At 56.6% G+C, this 19,632-nt stretch carries 14 protein-coding genes; 7 read left to right on the top strand and 7 right to left on the bottom strand.

Annotation, left to right across the window (positions count from 1 at the left end; all coding sequences use genetic code 11):
* Nucleotides 1-3: 3 nt before the first annotated feature.
* Complete coding sequence (gene gntU, locus ABU178_RS17170; protein WP_397217148.1) at nucleotides 4-1,344, top strand: gluconate transporter; 1,341 nt, start codon at nucleotides 4-6, stop codon at nucleotides 1,342-1,344.
* 59 nt (nucleotides 1,345-1,403) lie between these two features.
* Here gntU and glgP read toward each other — a convergent pair whose 3' ends face one another.
* The 5 genes from glgP to glgB form a co-directional block, all read right to left on the bottom strand.
* A complete protein-coding gene (glgP, locus tag ABU178_RS17165; protein ID WP_397217146.1) occupies nucleotides 1,404-3,851 on the bottom strand; it encodes a glycogen phosphorylase in 2,448 nt (815 codons plus the stop codon).
* Nucleotides 3,852-3,872: 21 nt separating this feature from the next.
* Nucleotides 3,873-5,306 carry a glycogen synthase GlgA gene (gene glgA, locus ABU178_RS17160; RefSeq protein ID WP_397217144.1) on the bottom strand — a complete coding sequence of 478 codons (1,434 nt, stop codon included), beginning with the start codon at nucleotides 5,304-5,306 and terminating at the stop codon, nucleotides 3,873-3,875.
* Between the two features lie 75 nt (nucleotides 5,307-5,381).
* Nucleotides 5,382-6,665 (bottom strand): glucose-1-phosphate adenylyltransferase, encoded by a 1,284-nt coding sequence (glgC, locus tag ABU178_RS17155; RefSeq protein ID WP_397217142.1) that lies wholly within the window; start codon nucleotides 6,663-6,665, stop codon nucleotides 5,382-5,384.
* Nucleotides 6,666-6,675: 10 nt separating this feature from the next.
* The gene (glgX, locus tag ABU178_RS17150; RefSeq protein ID WP_397217140.1) at nucleotides 6,676-8,658 is read right to left on the bottom strand and encodes a glycogen debranching protein GlgX; all 1,983 of its coding nucleotides are present in this window, start codon (nucleotides 8,656-8,658) and stop codon (nucleotides 6,676-6,678) included.
* Nucleotides 8,655-10,841, bottom strand: a complete 2,187-nt coding sequence (glgB, locus tag ABU178_RS17145) for a 1,4-alpha-glucan branching enzyme (RefSeq protein ID WP_397217138.1) — start codon at nucleotides 10,839-10,841, stop codon at nucleotides 8,655-8,657. The genes glgX and glgB overlap by 4 nt, the downstream gene beginning before the upstream one ends.
* Before the next feature lie 96 nt (nucleotides 10,842-10,937).
* Between glgB and ABU178_RS17140 the strand changes: the two genes are divergently transcribed.
* On the top strand, nucleotides 10,938-11,117 hold the full coding sequence (locus tag ABU178_RS17140) for a hypothetical protein (RefSeq protein ID WP_397217136.1): 180 nt from the start codon (nucleotides 10,938-10,940) through the stop codon (nucleotides 11,115-11,117).
* An 81-nt stretch (nucleotides 11,118-11,198) separates the two neighbouring features.
* On the opposite strand, the gene asd is transcribed toward ABU178_RS17140, so the two are convergent.
* On the bottom strand, nucleotides 11,199-12,308 hold the full coding sequence (gene asd, locus ABU178_RS17135; RefSeq protein WP_397217134.1) for an aspartate-semialdehyde dehydrogenase: 1,110 nt from the start codon (nucleotides 12,306-12,308) through the stop codon (nucleotides 11,199-11,201).
* A gap of 232 nt (nucleotides 12,309-12,540) precedes the next feature.
* Between asd and ABU178_RS17130 the strand changes: the two genes are divergently transcribed.
* Nucleotides 12,541-13,134 carry a YhgN family NAAT transporter gene (locus tag ABU178_RS17130; protein WP_397217132.1) on the top strand — a complete coding sequence of 198 codons (594 nt, stop codon included), beginning with the start codon at nucleotides 12,541-12,543 and terminating at the stop codon, nucleotides 13,132-13,134.
* A 115-nt stretch (nucleotides 13,135-13,249) separates the two neighbouring features.
* Here ABU178_RS17130 and glpD read toward each other — a convergent pair whose 3' ends face one another.
* Nucleotides 13,250-14,767, bottom strand: coding sequence for a glycerol-3-phosphate dehydrogenase (glpD, locus tag ABU178_RS17125; RefSeq protein ID WP_397217130.1), 1,518 nt, complete (start codon nucleotides 14,765-14,767; stop codon nucleotides 13,250-13,252).
* A gap of 227 nt (nucleotides 14,768-14,994) precedes the next feature.
* Here glpD and glpE point away from each other — a divergent pair, with 227 nt between their 5' ends.
* The 4 genes from glpE (at nucleotide 14,995) to malP (ending at nucleotide 19,627) form a co-directional block, all read left to right on the top strand.
* A complete protein-coding gene (glpE, locus tag ABU178_RS17120) occupies nucleotides 14,995-15,321 on the top strand; it encodes a thiosulfate sulfurtransferase GlpE (protein ID WP_397217128.1) in 327 nt (108 codons plus the stop codon).
* A gap of 39 nt (nucleotides 15,322-15,360) precedes the next feature.
* Nucleotides 15,361-16,188: a rhomboid family intramembrane serine protease GlpG gene (glpG, locus tag ABU178_RS17115; protein ID WP_397217362.1), complete on the top strand. Its 828-nt coding sequence runs from the start codon at nucleotides 15,361-15,363 to the stop codon at nucleotides 16,186-16,188.
* Nucleotides 16,189-16,237: 49 nt separating this feature from the next.
* Nucleotides 16,238-16,996 (top strand): DeoR/GlpR family transcriptional regulator, encoded by a 759-nt coding sequence (locus ABU178_RS17110; protein ID WP_397217126.1) that lies wholly within the window; start codon nucleotides 16,238-16,240, stop codon nucleotides 16,994-16,996.
* Nucleotides 16,997-17,221: 225 nt separating this feature from the next.
* Nucleotides 17,222-19,627: a maltodextrin phosphorylase gene (gene malP, locus ABU178_RS17105; protein WP_397217124.1), complete on the top strand. Its 2,406-nt coding sequence runs from the start codon at nucleotides 17,222-17,224 to the stop codon at nucleotides 19,625-19,627.
* The last annotated feature ends 5 nt before the right edge of the window (nucleotides 19,628-19,632 follow it).

Genomic DNA, 19,632 nt, shown 5'->3' with positions numbered 1-19,632 from the left:
TTAATGAGTACCGCAACGCTGGTTTTGACGGCAGCAGGTTCCGTATTCCTGCTGCTGTTTCTTGTTATGAAAGCGCGCATGCATGCTTTTGTCGCGCTGATGCTTGTCTCTATTGGCGCCGGTCTCTTTTCCGGTATGCCCCTCGATAAAATCGCCGAAACCATGCAGAAGGGCATGGGCGGAACGCTGGGATTCCTTGCCATCGTGGTGGCGCTGGGCGCGATGTTCGGCAAAATCCTGCATGAAACCGGCGCGGTGGATCAGATTGCTATCCGCATGTTGAAAACCTTTGGCGAAAACCGCACGCATTACGCTATGGGTATTGCCGGGCTGGTTTGCGCGCTGCCGCTGTTTTTTGAGGTGGCGGTGGTCTTGCTGATCAGCATCGCGTTTGCCGTAGCGCGCCGCACGCATCACAATCTGGTGAAGCTGGTGATCCCGCTGTTCGCCGGGGTGGCCGCCGCCGCCGCGTTTCTGCTGCCCGGCCCGGCGCCGATGCTGCTGGCCGCGCAAATGCATGCGGATTTCGGCTGGATGATCCTGTTGGGCCTCTGCGCGGCAATCCCCGGCATGTTGATTGCCGGTCCGCTGTTCGGCAATCTGATCGCCCGTCACGTCAGCTTCACCATGCCGCCGGAAACCCATCAGCCCGAAGTGGATGAAAAACAACTGCCGTCGTTTGGTTTCAGCCTGGCGCTGATTCTGTTCCCGCTGGTGCTGGTGGGGCTGAAAACCATCGGCGCGCGCTTTACCAGCGAGGGCTCGCGCCTGTACCAGTGGCTGGAATTTATTGGTCATCCCTTTACCGCAATTCTGCTGGCCTGCCTGGTAGCGATTTATGGTCTGGCGTATCGTCAGGGCATGGATAAAGAGAGAGTGATGCAGGTATGCGGCAGCGCGCTGCAGCCAGCGGGAATCATTCTGCTGGTGATTGGTGCGGGCGGCGTTTTTAAGCAGGTGCTGGTCGATTCCGGCGTGGGTCCGGTGCTGGGCAACGCCTTAACCGGCGCCGGTCTGCCGATTGCGCTCGCCTGCTTTATTCTTTCCGGCGCGGTGCGGGTGATTCAGGGTTCGGCTACGGTGGCTTGTCTCACTACGGTGGGTCTGGTAATGCCGGTGATAGATAATCTGCACTACAGCGGCGCGCAGCTGGCGGCGCTCTCTATCTGTATCGCGGGTGGCTCGATTATTCTCAGCCATGTGAATGATGCCGGTTTCTGGCTGTTTGGCCGCTTTACCGGCGCGACGGAAGGGGAAACACTCAAGACCTGGACGCTGATGGAGACGATTTTAGGCAGCGTGGGCGCGCTGGTCGGCATGATCGCCTTTGCGCTGTTGTCATGATTTGATCGCGAAAGGGGAGGCGCTGCTACAGCAGCCCGCTCCCCTCTGTTGGTACTTCTTTACAACCTTACCGGCGTAATTCCCCAGATTTCATCCGCATACTCCTGAATCGTGCGATCGGAAGAGAAATATCCCATGTTGGCGATATTCAACGCGGCGCGGCGCTGCCACTCTTCCGGCTGACGATAAAGCTCATCAACCTTATTCTGGGTGTCTACATAGCTGCGGTAATCCGCCAGCAGCTGATAGTGATCGCCCAGATTGACCAGCGCATCAAAAATATTGCGGTAGCGTTCCGGCTCCTGCGGGCTGAAAACCCCAGTCGCGATTTGCGTCAGCGCCAGATGCAGCTCGGCATCCTCTTCAAAATATTTACGCGGGTTATAGCCGTTACGACGCAGCGCTTCGACTTCCGGCGTGGTATTGCCGAAAATAAAGATATTCTCTTCGCCGACGTGCTCGCGCATCTCAACGTTAGCGCCATCCAGCGTGCCAATAGTCAGCGCGCCGTTCAGGGCGAACTTCATATTACTGGTGCCCGAGGCTTCGGTTCCCGCCGTTGAGATCTGTTCAGAGAGGTCCGCCGCCGGAATAATGATCTGCGCCAGACTTACGCTGTAGTTAGGAATAAACACCACCTTCAGCTTGTTTTTTACCTGCGGGTCGCTGTTGATCACCTTCGCTACATCATTAATCAAATGAATGATGTGTTTCGCCATGTAGTAAGCCGAAGCGGCTTTACCGGCGAAAATATTCACACGCGGCACCCAGTCCGCATCCGGTTCCGCTTTGATACGGTTATAACGCGTAATCACATGCAGAACGTTAAGCAGCTGGCGTTTATATTCATGGATACGCTTGATCTGTACGTCAAACAGCGCATGCGGATCGAGCACGATATCCATGTTTTTCGCCACCCACTCCGCCAGCCGTCGCTTATTGGCAAATTTCGCATCGGCGATCTGTTCGATAAACGCGGGGTAGTCAATCTGCGGCATCACCTCGGACAGCTGACTGAGATCGGTGCGCCAGTTGCGGCCAATGGCTTCGTCCAGCACGGACGAGAGCGCCGGATTGGCCAGCGCCAGCCAGCGACGCGGCGTAATGCCGTTGGTTTTATTGCAGAAGCGGCCAGGGAAAATCATGGCGAAATCGGCAAACAGCGACTGCACCATCAGGTTGGAGTGCAGCTCGGAAACGCCGTTGACCTTGTGGCTCACCACCACCGCCAGCCAGGCCATACGCACCTGACGGCCATTGTTCTCATCAATGATCGAGACGCGCGCCATCAGATCCCAGTCGTCCGGGTAGTAGTCCTGAACGGTTTTCAGGAAATAATCGTTAATATCGAAAATAATGCCGAGGTGGCGGGGCAGGATTCTGCCGATCATATCGATAGGCCAGGTTTCCAGCGCCTCGCTCATCAGCGTGTGGTTGGTGTAGGAGAAAACTTGACAGGCGACCTCGAACGCATCGTCCCAGCTAAATTTATTCTCATCAATCAACAGCCGCATCAGCTCCGGGATCGCCAGAACCGGATGGGTGTCATTGAGATGGATGGCGATTTTATCCGCGAGGTTGTCCCAGGTTTGATGCATCTGCCAGTGTCGCTCCAGGATATCCTGCACCGTGGCGGAAACCAGGAAATACTCCTGACGCAGACGCAGCTCGCGGCCGGAGTAGGTGGAGTCATCGGGATAAAGCACGCGCGATACGTTCTCGGAGTGGTTTTTATCTTCAACCGCCGCGAAGTAGTCGCCCTGATTGAATTTACCCAGATTGATCTCGTTACTGGCCTGCGCCCCCCATAAACGCAGCGTATTGGTGGCGTCGGTATCGAAACCGGGAATGATCTGGTCGTAAGCCATCGCCAGAATCTCTTCGGTTTCAAGCCAGCGCACCTTGCTGCCTTCATGCTGAATCCGCCCGCCGAAACGCACTTTATAACGGGTATTGAAACGCTGGAATTCCCACGGGTTACCATATTCCAGCCAGTAATCGGGCGACTCTTTCTGCTGACCATCCACGATGTTTTGCTTGAACATGCCGTAATCGTAGCGGATGCCGTAGCCGCGTCCCGGCAGGCCGAGCGTAGCGAGAGAATCGAGGAAGCAGGCGGCCAGGCGGCCCAAACCACCGTTGCCTAATCCCGGATCGTTCTCTTCCTCCATCAGGTCGGCCAGATCCAGCCCCATCTCCTCCAGCGCCTGATTGAGATCTTCATAAATCCCCATCGCCAACAGCGCGTTGGAGAGGGTGCGACCCATCAGAAACTCCATCGACAGGTAGTAAACCTGACGGACATCCTGCGACAGTTGCGCGCGACTGGAGCGTAACCAACGTTCCACCATGCGATCACGCACCGCCAGCAGCGCGGCGTTCAGCCATTCATGCTTATTGGCGACAGAGGGATCTTTGCCAATGGTAAACATTAGCTTATAGGCGATAGAGTGCTTTAAGGCATCGACCGTTAGCGTGGGTGCGGCATAGGTGAAAGGTGCTTTCATATCCAGTATCCCAATCTCTCGTTACAGCAAACGTTGATAAAGATCGCGGTAGGCTTGTGCCGCCACCTGCCAACTAAAATCCATCCCCATCGCCTGACGCTGAACGTAGCGCCAGAGCGAAGGACGGGACCACAACACAAAAGCGCGCCGGATAGCACGCAGTAATGACCAGGCGTTGCTGTCTTCAAAGCTGAAGCCACTGGCGGCGCCGTCAGCCAGGTTCTCCAGAGAACTGTCGTTGACGGTGTCCGCCAGGCCGCCGGTTCGACGTACCAGCGGCAGCGTGCCGTACTTCAAACCGTAGAGCTGCGTCAGGCCGCAAGGCTCAAAACGGCTGGGTATAACAATGACGTCAGCGCCACCCATAATGCGATGTGAAAAGGCTTCGTGATAGCCGATCTGCACGCCGACGCTGCCCGGATGTTCCGCCGCTGCGGCGAGAAAACCCTGCTGCAGTTCCGCGTCCCCTTGTCCCAGCAGCACCAGCTGGCCGCCCTGCGCCAACAGGCCAGGCAGCGCTTCCAGCACCAGATCGAGTCCCTTCTGGCGGGTTAAGCGGCTCACGACCGCAAACACCGGCACGCTGTCATCGACCTTCAGGCCCATGGCGATTTGCAGCTGACGTTTATTCTCCGCTTTGGCATCCAGCGTGTCGCGGTTATAACGCGCAGTCAACAGTAAATCGTGGGCCGGATCCCAGATCGCCGGATCGACGCCGTTCAGGATGCCGCTTAAGCGTCCCTCCAGCAGACGCTGCGCCAGCAGCGACTCCATGCCGTAGCCGAATTCAGGTCGGGTAATCTCATGGGCGTAGGTTGGGCTTACCGCCGTGACGTGATCGGCATAGAAAAGCCCGGCTTTCAGGTAGGAAATCTGGCCGTGGAATTCCAGCCCGTGCATATTGAAAAAAGACCACGGCAGCTGAATTTGATCCATATGATGCGCATAAAACAGCCCCTGATAGGCCAGGTTATGCACGGTGAACACCGACTTAGCGGGCCGGCCGCGCGCCTCAAGGTAGGCGCAAGCCAAACCTGCATGCCAGTCGTGAGCATGCACAATATCGGGACGCCAGAAGGTATCCAACCCACAGGCGAGTTCGCAGCCCATCCAGCCGAGCAGCGCAAAGCGCAGATAGTTATCGGTATAGGCAAACTGTGATTCATCGTGGTACGGACTGCCGGGGCGATCGTACAGCCCCGGCGCCTCAATCAAATAAATTCCGACGCCGTTAAAGTACCCGAAGTGCAGGCGCACAAAACCGGCGAAGGTGTGTAACTCTGCTACCACTTCCGTGTCCGGAATTCCCTTGCGCAGGTCAGGAAACGCGGGAAGCAGTATCCGCGTATCCGTACCACCAGCAATCTGTGCCTGTGGTAATGCCCCGACGACATCAGCCAGCCCGCCCGTTTTCAGCAGCGGGAAAAGTTCTGAACAGACATGTAAAACCTGCATCCTCGACCCCTATTTTGATAATCAGGCGCGATCCTCGCGTCGATTGCATGTGTACTGTTTCGTCACTCAGTGACCTTATTCAGCCAGCTTGGCCAGCATGGATCGGGTAACCAGCACGATTCCCTCTTCTGAACGGTAAAACCGGCGGCTGTCTTCATCGGGGTTTTCGCCAATCACCATGCCTTCCGGCAACTCGCAGGCGCGATCGATCACGCAGCGGCGCAGACGACAGGATCGACCGATTACCACATCCGGCAACAGTACGCTGGAATCGATATTGCAAAAAGAATTAACGCGTACGCGCGGGAACAGCACCGAATTCACCACCACAGAACCGGAGATAATGCAGCCGCCGGAAACCAGCGAATTCATCGTCATACCGTGACTGCCGGAACGATCCTGCACAAACTTCGCCGGTGGCAGTTGTTCCATGTGGGTACGAATCGGCCACTCGTGGTCATACATATCCAGTTCGGGCGTCACTGAAGCCAGGTCGAGATTGGCGCGCCAGTAGGCTTCCAGCGTTCCGACATCGCGCCAGTAAGGCACCGCGTTCATATCATTCTGCACGCAGGAAATAGTAAAAGAGTGCGCGTAGGCTTTGCCGCTGGCGACAATTTTCGGCAGCAAATCTTTGCCGAAGTCATGGTTCGATCCCGGTTCCAGCAGATCTTCTTCCAGCAGCTGGTAAAGATAGTCGGCATTAAAGACGTAGATACCCATACTGGCCAGTGCCTGGGTATCGTCGCCGGGCATAGCGGGCGGCTGCGGCGGCTTCTCAACGAAATCCACCACAATATTCTCCTCGTTCACCGCCATGACGCCAAAAGCGGTGGCTTCATGGATCGGTACCGGCAAACAGGCGATGGTGCACTTCGCTTCGTTGCCGACGTGATCCAGCAACATGCGTGAGTAATCCATCTTGTAGATGTGATCGCCAGCGAGGATTACCACGTACTGCGCGTTGTAACGGCGAATAATGTCGAGGTTTTGCGTTACTGCATCGGCGGTGCCGCGATACCAGTGCTCGGTAGAGAAGCGCTGTTGAGCAGGCAGCAGATCGACAAACTCATTCATCTCCTCATTGAAAAAGGACCAGCCGCGCTGAATGTGCTGCACTAACGAGTGCGACTGATATTGGGTGATCACGCCAATGCGCCGAATGCCTGAGTTCAGGCAGTTGGAGAGCGCAAAGTCGATGATGCGAAACTTACCGCCAAAATGCACTGCCGGTTTGGCGCGTTCTGCGGTGAGGTCTCTCAGGCGCGTGCCGCGTCCACCCGCGAGGATCAGGGCGATCGTCTGAGCTGGCAGTTGTCGCGCCAGCATCATTTGATCTGTTCTATCAAATTTGACCATGTCTGACTCCTTATGATTGCTTTTGGAACACACACACGCCGTGCGCGGACCCATGCCAGACAGTTATCAGGATCGGGTTTTCATCCCCGGCGAAAGGAGGAATGGCGCGCCACTCTCCATCTGGTAACTTAATGTCGCTCACGGACTCCGTGGCGTTTATTGTTATTAACCAGCGGCCGGAGAGCAGGATCTGCAATCTGTGCGCCCCCTGTTTCCACTCTTCTTCCTGCAATGGTTTGCCGCTGGCATTCAACCACTGCACGTTGCCGTCGCCTTCCTGCCACCAGCGATCCATGGTCAGCGCCGGAATGCGTTGGCGCAGATGAATCAGAGCCGCAGTAAAGTCGATCAGTTCGTTATCGCCTTCTTGCCAGTCGAGCCAGGTCAGAACGTTATCCTGGCAATAGGCGTTATTGTTGCCGTGCTGGCTGTGGCCAAGCTCATCGCCTGCCAGCAGCATCGGCGTACCCTGCGCCAGGATCAGCGTGGTCAGCAGGCCGTGCACGCTACGCCGACGGCGCTCAATGACTTCATATGACGCTTTCAGCCCTTCCGTACCGTGGTTATAGCTGAAGTTGCTGTTATTACCGTCAAGATTGTCTTCGCCGTTGGCTTCATTGTGTTTTCGGTTAAAACTCACCAGGTCGCGCAGCGTAAAGCCGTCGTGGGCAGTGATCAGATTGACTGAGGCGGAAGGCAGGCGATCCTTACGTTCAAACACGTCGCTGGTCGCCGCGAAGCGACGGGCAAAATCGCCGATGCTCAATTCATCATGCAGCCACCATTTCCGGATGCCGTCGCGGAAATGGTCGTTCCATTCGGCAAACGGCGCGGGGAAATCACCCACCTGATAGCCGCCAGGACCAATATCCCAGGGTTCGGCGATCAGTTTTACTTTTGATAACACCGGACATGCCTTGATGGCGGCAAACAGCGGCGCCTGCTGGCTATAGTCAGGCGTACGTCCCAGCACCGTGGCCAGATCAAAACGGAAACCGTCAACGTGGCAGACGTTCACCCAGTAGCGCAGCGCTTCCAGCACGAACTCGGTGACATGCGGATGGGAAATGTTGAGCGTGTTGCCGCAGCCGGTCCAGTTTTCGTAATCGCCCTGCTCGTTCAGCCAGTAGTAGCTGGCGTTGTCAATGCCGCACATGGAGATGACCGGGCCGGTCTCTTCCAGCTCGGCGGTGTGGTTGAACACCACATCCAGCAGTACCTCGATACCTGCGGCATGAAGATTTTTTACCGCCTGCTGGAACTCCTGCAATGGCGGCATGCCATCCTGTCCGGAGGCGTAGCGTGGATCGACCGCCCAGTTAGCGAAGGGGTTATAGCCCCAGTAGTTGCTCAGTCCCAGGCGTAGTAAACGGGGTTCACTGGCAAAATGAGCGATGGGCAGCAGTTCAAGCGCGGTCACGCCGAGACGTTGCAGGTAATTCACCATAACAGGATGGCCCAGTGCGGCGTAAGTCCCCCGCAGCGTTTCCGGAATTTCCGGATGCAGTTTTGTCAGGCCGCGCACATGGGCTTCATAGATAACCGTGTTGCCCCAGGGGGTACGCGGATGGGCATCCTTGTCCCAGTCAAAATCTTCGGCGACTACCACCGACTTGGGCGCCAGCGCGGCGTTATCTTGCGGATCGGGTTCGGCATCGCCGCCGTGAAAGCGCGGATCGTCCGGGACGTCGCCAATCACGGCGCGCGCGCAGGGATCCACCAGCAGCTTGGCCGGATTAAAACGGTGCCCGCGCGGCGGCTCCCACGGACCATGCACCCGGTAGCCGTAGCGCTGCCCCGGCTTCAACGCCGGAAAATAGCCGTGCCAGATGTCGCCGCTGCGGCCGGGCAGGTCGAAGCGGCTCTCTAAACCGTGCTCGTTAAACAGGCAAAGCTCCACGCGCTCCGCATGTTGAGAGAACAGGGTAAAATTCACGCCTTTGCCGTCATAGCTTGCGCCTAAAGGTTCAGGCTTGCCGATCTGTAACGTCATTCAACCTCCCGTACCAGCCAGATAGTCGCCAGTGGCGGCAACGTCAGGCTCAGTGATTGTTCACGTCCATGGCTGGGTATCGCCTCAGTTTGCACAACGCCGCTGTTGTGCGTGTTGCTGCCGTGATAATCGTGTTGATCGGTATTGACTATTTCGCGCCAGCCGCCCGCCTGGTTAACGCCGAAACGGTAATGCTCGCGCGGAACCGGCGTGAAGTTGCTGGCGACGATGATTTCGTTGCCATCGCGGTCGCGGCGTGCAAATACAAACACAGAGTTGTCATGGTCATCCACCACCAGCCAGTCGAAGCCTTGCGGATCGAAATCAAGCTGGTGCATCGCCGGATAGTGACGATAGGTGTGGTTGAGATCGCGCACCAGACGCTGTACGCCGTGATGCCAGTTGTCGGCTCCCTCCAGCAGATGCCAGTCAAGGCTGACGTCATGGTTCCACTCTTTTCCCTGAGCAAACTCGCCGCCCATAAACAGCAGCTTTTTGCCGGGGAAGGCCCACATCCAGCCGTAATAGGCGCGCAGGTTAGCGAACTTCTGCCAGGCATCGCCGGGCATACGATCCAGAATCGAGCGTTTGCCATGCACCACTTCATCGTGCGAGAGCGGCAGCACGAAATTTTCGGTGTAGTTGTAAAGCATGCCGAAGGTCATCAGGTTGTGATGATGACGGCGATGAATAGGGTCGAGCTTCATGTAGTCAAGGGTGTCGTGCATCCAGCCCAGGTTCCACTTGAACCAGAAGCCAAGACCGCCCCCTTCCGGCGGCTTAGTGACGCCGGGAAAATCGGTCGACTCTTCCGCCACGCTGATGGTGCCCGGTGCCGCGCGACCCAGCGTGCGGTTGGTATAACGCAGGAAGGTAAGCGCTTCGAGATTCTCGCGCCCGCCGTAATAGTTCGGCACCCATTCACCCTCGGCGCGGCTGTAGTCGCGGTAAATCATCGAGGCCACCGCATCCACGCGCAGGCCATCAATACCGAATCGCTCCAGCCAGTAGAGCGCATTGCCGGAGAGGAAGTTGCTCACCTCGCGGCGTCCGAAGTTGTAGATCAGCGTGTTCCAGTCCTGATGAAAACCTTCGCGCGGATCGCTATGTTCATAAAGTTCGGTGCCGTCAAACTTCGCCAGACCAAAATCATCGCTGGGAAAATGGCCCGGTACCCAGTCGAGCAGCACGTTGAGTCCGGCGTCGTGGGCGGCGGCGATAAAATGACGAAACTCGTCGCGCGTGCCGAAGCGGCGCGTCGGCGCATACATACCCAGCGGCTGATAGCCCCAGCTGCCATCGAAGGGGTGTTCATTAATCGGCATCAGCTCAAGGTGGGTAAAGCCCATCTCTTTGACATAGGGTATGAGCTGTTCGGCCAGCTCTTTATAGCTGAGCCAAAAATTGTTGTCGGTGTGACGACGCCAGGAGCCCAGATGCACTTCATAAATCGAGATAGGCGCGTCAAAGGCGTTGGCCGCTTTACGTTCAGCGCGCATTTCCACTTTATTTGGCAGGCCGCAGATCATGGATGCCGTTTGCGGACGCATCTGCGCCTCAAAGGCGAAAGGATCGGCTTTGATGCGCAGTTTGCCGCTGTTATCAACGATTTCGAATTTATAGAGCTGGCCGTTAAAGGCGCCGGGCACAAACAGCTCCCAGATACCCATTTCAGCGCGAAAACGCATCGGATGGCGACGACCATCCCAGTAGTTAAAATCACCGACCACAGAAACACGCTGGGCGTTTGGCGCCCAGACGCTGAAGCGCGTGCCGCTGACATCATCAATAACCGCACCGTGCGCGCCCAGCTTCTCATAAGGCCGCAGATGCGTGCCTTCCGCCAGCAGCCAGGCGTCCATCTCTTCCAGCAGCGGGCCGAAACGGTAGGCGTCATCAATCAGGTTCTGTTGCCCGTGCCAGTTTACGGCGAGCTGATAGCGAAACATATTTTTGCGTCTGGGGATCACGCCGCTGAAGAAACCGCGCGAATCCAGACATTTTAGCTGAGCACATTTGCGCCCGGTTTTGGTTTCTATTACCCATACTTCTGAGGCTTCGGGCAGCAGGGCCCGGACTTCCAATCCCTGAGTGGTTTGATGCATCCCCAGCAGTGAAAAGGGATCGGCATAATTACCCGCAAACAGGGCGTTAATCGTCTGGCGATCGGGAAGCTCTGACATGACTTTCTTCCTGTGATATAGGGCAGGCGAAATGAGCGAGGCGGGTACAAGCCTCCTCACCTGCGCTGCTTTTTATTGAGCCATGAGCACACTGGCATGGAAGCTATCCGTCCGTGGGAAAATTCTCAGCCGTGTACAACAACTATTCATTTCGCAAAGCAAAAACAGTTAACTACCGGCACATCATGGTTAAATCATAGCTTGGGGCTGGCAGATGCCATGGGAGAAAGCAAAAAATTATTTTCCCCGTATCAAAAAGGGGAAGCGGATCACTAGCAGGACGAAACGTAGATTGATTTTACATCGAACAGAATAAAAAAAGGCCGGGAAAACCCGGCCTCGGCTGCATATTCAGAGTTAGCCTACCAGCAGACGCAGCATGCGGCGCAGCGGTTCCGCTGCTCCCCACAACAGCTGATCGCCCACGGTAAAGGCAGAAAGGTATTCCGGACCCATATTCAGCTTGCGCAGACGGCCAACCGGCGTGGTCAGCGTACCGGTTACCGCCGCCGGGGTCAGCTCGCGCATCGTCAGCTCACGGTCGTTCGGCACCACTTTCACCCATTCGTTATGAGACGCCAGCATCTGTTCGATTTCCGCCAGCGGCAGATCTTTTTTCAGCTTCAGCGTAAAGGCCTGGCTATGGCAGCGCAGCGCCCCGACACGCACGCAGAGACCGTCAACCGGAATCGTGCTGCGGGTGGCAAGGATTTTGTTGGTTTCCGCCTGGCCTTTCCACTCTTCGCGGCTCTGGCCGTTATCCAGCTGTTTGTCGATCCAGGGGATCAGGCTGCCCGCCAGCGGCACGCCAAAGTTGTCGGTCGGCAGCGTGCCGGAACGCGTCAGGTCGGTGACCTTACGTTCAATTTCCAGGATGGCGGAAGCGGGATTTTGCAGCTCTTTCGCCACATGATCGTGCAGCATGCCCATTTGCGTCAGCAGTTCGCGCATATGACGCGCGCCGCCGCCGGATGCCGCCTGATAGGTGGCAACAGAGGCCCATTCCACCAGATCGTTGGCAAACAGGCCGCCCAGCGACATCAGCATCAGGCTGACGGTGCAGTTGCCGCCGACAAAGGTGTTGATGCCTTTATCCAGACCCTGACGAATCACCTGATGGTTAACCGGATCGAGGATGATAATGGCGTCATCCTTCATACGCAGCGTGGAGGCCGCATCGATCCAGTAACCCTGCCAGCCGCTTGCGCGCAGCTTAGGGTAAACTTCGCTGGTATAGTCGCCGCCCTGACAGGTAATAATGATATCCAACGCCTTGAGCGCGTCGATATCAAAGGCATCCTGCAACGTGCCGTTTTTCTTGCCGCCAAATTCGGGGGCAGGCTGGCCATGCTGCGAGGTGGAGAAAAAGACCGGATTGATCATATCGAAATCACGTTCTTCGCTCATGCGGGACATCAGCACGGAACCCACCATGCCGCGCCAGCCGATTAAACCTACATTTTTCATCTTTTGTCCGTCTCAGGCGATTAGGCTGAGCCTGTTGTCCGCCGGTTGCCTGATTAAGTGTCTGAACCCGTAACGGCGAGGCCATTACCCTGATATGTACTATACGATTTACTAATGGTTACTAACTCTACAAAATGCAGCACGTCTGGCAAGTGAATTAAATCGATTGCACTAACTTTTTCAGCAGCGTAACTAATAACGCGCTGTCAGCGACAGGGATAACCTAAAACAAATGACTGAATTGATTTCCGCGACCATATTATTGTTGTTGATTATGGATCCGCTGGGCAACCTGCCGATATTTATGTCGGTTTTGAAGCATCTGGAGCCGAAACGGCGGCGCGTGGTGTTGATCCGCGAAATGCTGATTGCGCTGGTGCTGATGTTGCTGTTTCTGTATGCCGGCGAGCGCATTTTGGCGTTTCTTAACCTGCGCGCCGAGACGGTGTCGATTTCAGGCGGCATTATTCTGTTTCTGATCGCCATCAAGATGATTTTCCCTTCGCCAGAGACCAGCAGCTCCGGCCTGCCCGCCGGCGAAGAGCCGTTTCTGGTGCCGCTGGCGATCCCGCTGGTAGCAGGGCCGTCGCTGCTGGCGACCTTGATGTTGCTTTCCCATCAATATCCTCACCAGATGGGGCACCTGGTTGGCGCGCTGCTGCTGGCCTGGGGCATTACGGTGACCATTTTGCTGCTTTCAGGTCTGTTTTTACGCCTGCTGGGCGATAAAGGCGTCAACGCGCTGGAGCGGCTGATGGGGTTGATTTTGATTATGCTGGCGACGCAGATGTTCCTGGACGGGATTCGGGCGTATTTAAAGCTATGAAGGGAGGGGACGTCCGCCGGACGGGCGCCCCTTGTCGGTCGCCCGCACCGGCGGGCTGAAACTGCGGTACGTATGGGCGGTCAAAACCCGCCGCGTCAGCGAACCGCGCCTGCGTTTACGCAGACTGCTTCAACGGCAACGGACCGCCGTCCGCCACGTTATCCGCCAGCCACTCCGCCACACGGGCTTGCTCGGCCTTGCTCAGCCACATGCCCTGCTTGGTGCGGCGCCAGATGGCGTCATCCAGCTCGCGCACCCACTCGTTCTGCACCAGATAGCGCAGCTCGGCTTCAAAAAACTCGTGGCCGAAGTTTTCACCTAAATCTTTCAGGCTCTGCGCGCCCTTGAGCAGCTTTTCCGTGTTGCTGCCGTAGGTGCGGGCATAATGACGGGCCATGCCTTCACTGATGAAAGGATAACGACGACGCAGGCTCGCCGCATAATCTTCACGCGTGCCGGCAATGTCGCCGCCCGGCAGCACGCAGGTTTTCGTCCAGGCCGGACCGGCGTTCGGATAATATTTCGCCAGCTTCTCCAGCGCATGTTCTGCCAGCTTGCGATAGGTGGTCAGCTTGCCGCCAAACACTGAAAGCAGCGGCGTCTTGCCGTTATCGTCATGCACATCCAGCGTATAATCACGCGTGATAGCCTGCGGTGAATCCGACTCGTCATCGCACAGCGGACGCACGCCGGAATAAGTCCAGACGATATCATCGCGCACCAGCGTATGCTTAAAGTGGCCGTTAAAGACTTTCAACAGATAATCGATCTCGTTGTCGTCGATTTTGACGTTTTTCGGATCCCCTTTGTATTCCACGTCGGTGGTGCCGATGATGGAAAACTCATCCATCCAGGGAATGACAAACACAATACGGTTATCTTCATTTTGCAGAATGTAGGCCTGTTTTTCGCGATGTACGCGCGGCACCACAATATGGCTGCCTTTGATCAGGCGGATACCGTACGGAGATTTCAGCTTAAGTCCGTCATCAAAGAACTCTTTCACCCACGGCCCGGCAGCGTTGACCAGCCCTTTGGCGCGCCAGGTAAAGGTTTTGCCGCTGTCGCTATCTTCCGCTTCCACCATCCAGAAATCATTTTCACGCCAGGCGCGGGTTACACGCGTACGCGTACGCACTTCTCCGCCGCGTTTTACCACTTCCTGCGCGTTCAGTACCACCAGACGCGCATCGTCGACCCAGCAGTCGGAATATTCGAAACCGCGCGTAATTTCCGGTTTCAGCGCTGAATCCGCGCCAAAACGCAAACTTTTGCTGCCTGGCAGGCTGGTACGTTTACCCAGGTGATCGTACATAAACAGACCGGTACGGATCATCCAGGCCGGACGCAGATGCGGACGGTGCGGCAGACGGAAACGCATCGGAAAAGCGATATGCGGTGCCATTTTCAGTAACACTTCACGCTCGGCAAGCGCTTCGCTCACCAGGCGGAATTCATAATGTTCAAGGTAGCGCAGGCCGCCATGAATCAGCTTCGAACTGGCGGAGGACGTTGCACAGGCCAAATCCCGCGCCTCCAGCATCAGCACAGACAGTCCGCGTCCTGCGGCATCTGCCGCAATACCGGCACCGTTGATGCCGCCGCCGATCACGATCAGGTCTTTGGTTTCCACGTCATCTCCTCCGATGTTCGGAATAGTTCAATAATGTTCGTTTTCGAGCATAATAATAATCGGAAACCAACATTGATGCCAGCGCTTAACCAAATAAAAACAATTTTGCGTGATGCGGCTAACATTTCTGCGCAAAATAATCGCCAGACCCGCGTGTTTGTCAGGTTATAGCCTGACTAACTCGCGTTACAATAGCCGCTGTTTATGACGCAGAAATGAGAAATCCCATGGAAAATTTTGAATGCATCAACGTCCTGCAGGCTCAGGAACAACTGGCTCAGGGCGCGCTGCTGGTGGATATCCGCGATCCGCAAAGCTTTCAGACCGCGCACGCCACGGATGCGCTTCATCTTTCTAACAGCAATCTGAACAGCTTTCTGGCAGAGGCCGATCGCGCTAAAGCGGTACTGGTCATGTGCTATCACGGCAACAGCAGTAAAGGCGCGGCGCAGTACCTTCTTGAGCAAGGTTTCGCTGCGGCTTACAGCATTGATGGCGGTTTCGATGCCTGGCGCGCCGCTTTCCCCGAAAAGGTTGCTTCTGAGATTGCCTGAGGCGCGTAATACGTAATAAAGGAAGGAGCTTGGTGCATGATGCGTATTACTCATTTTAACAATCCGCGGATGGCGCAGGCCTTTGTGGATTACATGGCAACGCGCGGCATACGGCTGCGAATTGAGCAAGACGGCCACTATTTCATCATCCTTGATGATGAGACGAAAGTGGAAATGGTCGAAAACGAACTTCAGCAGTTTATCCGCGACCCTAACCATGTGCGTTACCATGATGCCAGCTGGCGCACCGGCAACACCGCCAGCGGGCTGCATTATCAGCGCAGCAATTTCTGGGGGAATATTCGTGAGCGCGCGGGGCCGCTGACCATGACCATCATGGTCGCCTGCGTCGCGATTTATATTCTGATGCAGATCGTCGGCGCGCGCACCGTGATGGTCTGGCTCGCCTGGCCAGACGGACCGGGACAATATTTTCAGGTCTGGCGCTGGTTCAGTCACGCTCTGCTGCACTTCTCTTTGCTGCATATCCTTTTTAACCTGCTCTGGTGGTGGTATCTCGGCGGCGCGGTAGAAAAACGTCTCGGCAAGGGCAAGCTGTTTGTGATTACGCTGATTTCCGCCCTGTTGAGCGGCTGGATGCAGGCGAAGTTCAGCGGCATCTGGTTTGGCGGTCTTTCCGGCGTGGTGTATGCACTGATGGGCTATTGCTGGCTGCGCGGCGAGCGCGATCCCGAAAGCGGCATTTTTCTGGAGCGGGGGCTGATTGGTTTCGCTATCCTGTGGCTGGTGATTGGCTGGTTTGGTGCCTTTGGCTTGTCTATCGCCAACGCGGCGCATGTGACCGGGCTACTGGTCGGTCTGGCGATGGCCTTTGTCGATACCCGTAAAAAAGTGGTGCGGCGCTAGCGTCGTCGTCGCTGAAAAAAACAGGCCACAGGCCATTAAGGAGAGCAGTGTGAAGCAGACGCAGCGTCATGACGCCATCATCGATCTGGTCCGGCGTCAGGGATATGTCAGTACCGAAGAGCTAGTTGATCACTTCGAAGTCAGCCCGCAAACCATCCGGCGCGATCTCAACGATCTCGCCGAGCAGAATAAAATCCAGCGGCACCATGGCGGCGCCGCCTTACCCTCCAGCTCCGAGAATACCGCCTGGCAGGACCGCAAAATGATGTGGTCTGCTGAAAAGGCGCGTATCGCCCAGCGCGTCGCCAGCCAGATCCCGGACGGTGCCACGCTGTTTATCGATATCGGCACCACGCCGGAAGCGGTGGCGCATGCGTTGATGAATCACAACAATCTGCGCGTGGTGACCAACAACCTCAACGTCGCCATGCTGCTGATGTCGAAGCCCGATTTTCGTCTGATTATCGCTGGCGGCGAAATCCGCACGCGCGACGGCGGCATCATGGGCGAAGCGACGCTCGATTTCATTTCCCAGTTTCGTCTCGATTACGGCATTCTCGGCATCAGCGGCATCGATATGGATGGCTCGCTGCTGGAGTTCGATTACCACGAAGTACGCACCAAGCGCGCCATTATTGAGAATTCCCGCTGCGTGATGCTGGTGGTTGATCACTCGAAATTTGGCCGTAACGCGATGGTCAATCTCGGCAATATGGGCCTGGTCGATTATCTCTACACCGACGAGCAGCCGCCCGCCAGCGTAATGAAAGTGATTGAGCAGTATGAGGTCCAGCTCGAGCTTTGTTGACGTCCCGCAGGCCAGCCCGGCTGGCCTGACCCACGCCTTTTTATTTTCCTGTTGCGAGCTTGTCGCTTTTTTTCTCAATGACGTCTTAACTTAAGGCGTTGCTGACGCGTCCGCGTTTATCTCTGGCCCCGGACTGGAGCCATTTTCGTTCCATCACTTCTCATAACGTGGCGCCGTCAGCCTGTGCGCAACCCAATTTCGCAACACGGAAAACGGACTATTGATATGTCGCAGCAAAAATTCAATCAGGCACGCTTTGAATCTGCATTAACCCGTCAGTGGCAATATCTTGGTCTCTCCTCTTCGCAGCAAATGACGCCGCACCAGTGGTGGCAGGCGCTGAGCGGCGCGCTGGCGGAGCTGTTGGCCGCGCAGCCTGCGGCAAAAAGCCCCAGGCCGCAGCGTCATGTGAACTACCTGTCGATGGAGTTTCTGCTTGGCCGCCTGACCGGCAATAACCTGCTGAATCTCGGCTGGTATGACGAGGTCAAAGCGGTGCTGGCGCAGCACCAGGTGGATCTCAGCGAGCTGCTGGAGGAGGAGGTGGATCCAGCGCTCGGCAACGGCGGGCTGGGTCGTCTGGCGGCCTGCTATATGGACTCGATGGCTACGGTGGGGCAGTCGGCCACGGGGCACGGGCTGAACTATCAATATGGTCTGTTCCGCCAGTCTTTTCAGGATGGCAAACAGCATGAAGCGCCGGATGACTGGCAGCGCGACAGCTATCCCTGGTTCCGCCATAACGCGGCGCAGGATGTCAGCGTGGGGATGGGCGGCAGCGTGGAAAAAACCGGCGATGGCCGTCTGCTCTGGAAGCCCGCCTTTACGCTGCGCGGCGAAGCCTGGGATTTGCCGGTCATCGGCTATCGCAACGGCATCACTCTGCCGCTGCGCCTGTGGAAAGCGAGCCACGCCCACCCATTCGACCTGACGCTGTTTAACGACGGCAAGTTTTTGCAGGCGGAGCAGCAGGGCATTGACGCCGCAAAGCTGACCAAGGTGCTTTATCCCAACGATAACCATCAGGAAGGCAAGCGGCTGCGCCTGATGCAGCAATATTTCCAGTGCGCCTGCGCGGTAGCGGATATTCTGCGGCGCCATCATCAGGCGGGGCGTAAGCTGGAGGAGCTGCCCGACTACGAAGTGATCCAGCTGAACGACACCCATCCCACTATCGCCATTCCTGAAATGCTGCGCCTGCTGCTGGATGAGCATCAGCTTGGCTGGGATGAGGCCTGGCGCATCACCAGCAATGTTTTTGCTTACACCAACCATACGCTGATGCCGGAAGCGCTGGAGCGCTGGGATGAGCGCCTGATGCGCGCGCTGCTGCCGCGCCATATGCTGATCATCCGCGAAATTAACCGTCGCCTGAAGAAAATCGTTGAGAAGCGCTGGCCAGGCAATGAGGCGATCTGGGAAAAGCTGGCGGTAGTGCACGACCGTCAGGTACGTATGGCGAATCTCTGCGTGGTGAGCGGCTTTGCCGTTAACGGCGTGGCGGCGCTGCACTCCGATCTGGTGGTGAAAGATCTCTTTCCTGAATATCACCAGCTCTGGCCGCAGAAATTCCATAACGTCACCAACGGCATTACGCCGCGCCGCTGGCTGAAATCCTGTAATCCGCAGCTTGCCGCGCTGATTGACGAGACGCTGAAGGTGGAGTGGGTCAATAACCTCGATGCGCTGAAAGGCCTGGAGCCGTATGCCGACGATCCTGCGTTTCGCCAGCGTTACCGGCAAATCAAGCAGGACAACAAGGTGCGGCTGGCGGCGTATATCGAGCGTCTCACCGGCATTAAGGTCAGTCCCGATGCGCTGTTCGATGTGCAGATCAAGCGCCTGCACGAGTACAAACGCCAGCATCTTAGTCTGCTGCATATTCTGCATTGCTATCGTGAGCTGCGCGACCATCCCAACCGGGCGGATTTTGTCCCGCGCGTTTTCCTGTTCGGCGCGAAAGCGGCTCCCGGTTACTACCTGGCGAAAAACATCATCTACGCCATCAATAAAGTAGCCGAGGTGGTCAATAACGATCCGCGAACAGGCGATCGGCTGAAGGTGGTGTTTATCCCCGACTACCGCATTACTGCGGCGGAGCTGATGATCCCGGCGGCCGATCTTTCCGAGCAGATCTCCACCGCCGGTTATGAAGCCTCCGGCACCGGCAATATGAAGCTGGCGCTGAACGGCGCGCTGACCATCGGCACGCTGGATGGCGCGAACGTGGAGATTGCGGAGCAGGTGGGCGAAGAGAATATCTTTATCTTCGGCAATACCGTAGAGCAGGTGAAAGCGCTGAAGGCGGGCGGCTACGATCCGAAAAAGCTGCGCAAAAAAGATAAGCATCTCGACGGGCTGTTAAAAGAGCTGGAGAAAGGCAAGTTCAGCGATGGCGACAAGCATGCCTTTGATCTGATGCTCGACAGCCTGACGAAGTATGGCGATTACTGGCTGGTACTGGCCGATTTTGCGGAATATATCAAGGCGCAGGCGCGCGTTGAGGAGATGTGGAGAGATCAGGAAGCCTGGACGCGTGCGGCAATCCTTAACACCGCGCGTACCGGGATGTTCAGTTCTGACCGCTCAATCCGCGATTATCAGAAACGCATCTGGCAGGCGAAGCGCTAAGGAGC

Origin of the sequence: Pantoea osteomyelitidis, assembly GCF_044342975.1 — a bacterium.
Classification (GTDB): Bacteria; Pseudomonadota; Gammaproteobacteria; order Enterobacterales; family Enterobacteriaceae; genus Pantoea; species Pantoea osteomyelitidis.
This window is presented reverse-complemented; position numbering and strand designations above follow the sequence as displayed.

Excerpts from the sequence above, each read along its gene's own strand:
- gntU (WP_397217148.1), top strand. The coding sequence starts at position 4 with ATGAGTACCGCAACGCTGGTTTTGACGGCAGCAGGTTCCGTATTCCTG.
- glgP (WP_397217146.1), bottom strand. The coding sequence starts at position 3,851 with ATGAAAGCACCTTTCACCTATGCCGCACCCACGCTAACGGTCGATGCC.
- glgA (WP_397217144.1), bottom strand. The coding sequence starts at position 5,306 with ATGCAGGTTTTACATGTCTGTTCAGAACTTTTCCCGCTGCTGAAAACG.
- glgC (WP_397217142.1), bottom strand. The coding sequence starts at position 6,665 with ATGGTCAAATTTGATAGAACAGATCAAATGATGCTGGCGCGACAACTG.
- glgX (WP_397217140.1), bottom strand. The coding sequence starts at position 8,658 with ATGACGTTACAGATCGGCAAGCCTGAACCTTTAGGCGCAAGCTATGAC.
- glgB (WP_397217138.1), bottom strand. The coding sequence starts at position 10,841 with ATGTCAGAGCTTCCCGATCGCCAGACGATTAACGCCCTGTTTGCGGGT.
- ABU178_RS17140 (WP_397217136.1), top strand. The coding sequence starts at position 10,938 with ATGGAAGCTATCCGTCCGTGGGAAAATTCTCAGCCGTGTACAACAACT.
- asd (WP_397217134.1), bottom strand. The coding sequence starts at position 12,308 with ATGAAAAATGTAGGTTTAATCGGCTGGCGCGGCATGGTGGGTTCCGTG.
- ABU178_RS17130 (WP_397217132.1), top strand. The coding sequence starts at position 12,541 with ATGACTGAATTGATTTCCGCGACCATATTATTGTTGTTGATTATGGAT.
- glpE (WP_397217128.1), top strand. The coding sequence starts at position 14,995 with ATGGAAAATTTTGAATGCATCAACGTCCTGCAGGCTCAGGAACAACTG.
- glpG (WP_397217362.1), top strand. The coding sequence starts at position 15,361 with ATGCGTATTACTCATTTTAACAATCCGCGGATGGCGCAGGCCTTTGTG.
- malP (WP_397217124.1), top strand. The coding sequence starts at position 17,222 with ATGTCGCAGCAAAAATTCAATCAGGCACGCTTTGAATCTGCATTAACC.